Source organism: Roseibium sp. RKSG952 (genome assembly GCF_009711355.1).
In genome coordinates this window covers 1-462 of sequence record NZ_SMMF01000265.1, presented here as the reverse complement: position 1 = coordinate 462, position 462 = coordinate 1, and the positions used below count along the sequence as shown (strand labels likewise).

The 462-nt window shown below is 64.9% G+C and carries 1 protein-coding gene; it reads right to left on the bottom strand.

Going from position 1 to position 462, the window contains the following annotated elements:
- Positions 1 to 242: ParB/Srx family N-terminal domain-containing protein (locus E1297_RS00675; RefSeq protein ID WP_196223092.1), on the bottom strand; the 242-nt coding region annotated here is incomplete at its 3' end.
- Between the last annotated feature and the right edge of the window lie 220 nt (positions 243 to 462).

The window sequence follows — 462 nt, the reverse complement described above, 5'->3', positions numbered from 1 at the left end:
CCGAGCACGATCACCGGGGCCTCGGTCAGCCCCAGCTGCGTGGCGGCCAGCACCCGGCCATGGCCCGCGATCAACTCACCGTCCTCACCAACAAGGCAAGGCACCGTCCAGCCGAACTCTGCCATGCTCGCGGCGATCTTAGCGACCTGATCCGCGCCATGCGCCTTCGCATTCTTCGCGTAGGGCTGGAGCCTGTCCAGCGGCCACATCTCGATCCGCTCAGGGGCAAAGCTCAGGGTCATGCGGTTTGGTTCGCCTCAATCGGGTGGACTCCGGACACCGGCAGCCAGCCTGGACTCCGCAAAGGGTCCAGCGGCCACCAGGCGTGTCCGGTGCCAAAGGTTTGTTTTGTCGTGGTTTTCAGCGGATCGCAGGTGGATGCCTGCGCGGGGTGGCTTCCCAAAAAAACGGCCCTGTCGCTAGCGAATTGCCGCGCTGCGCCCCCCAGCATACATTTTCGGC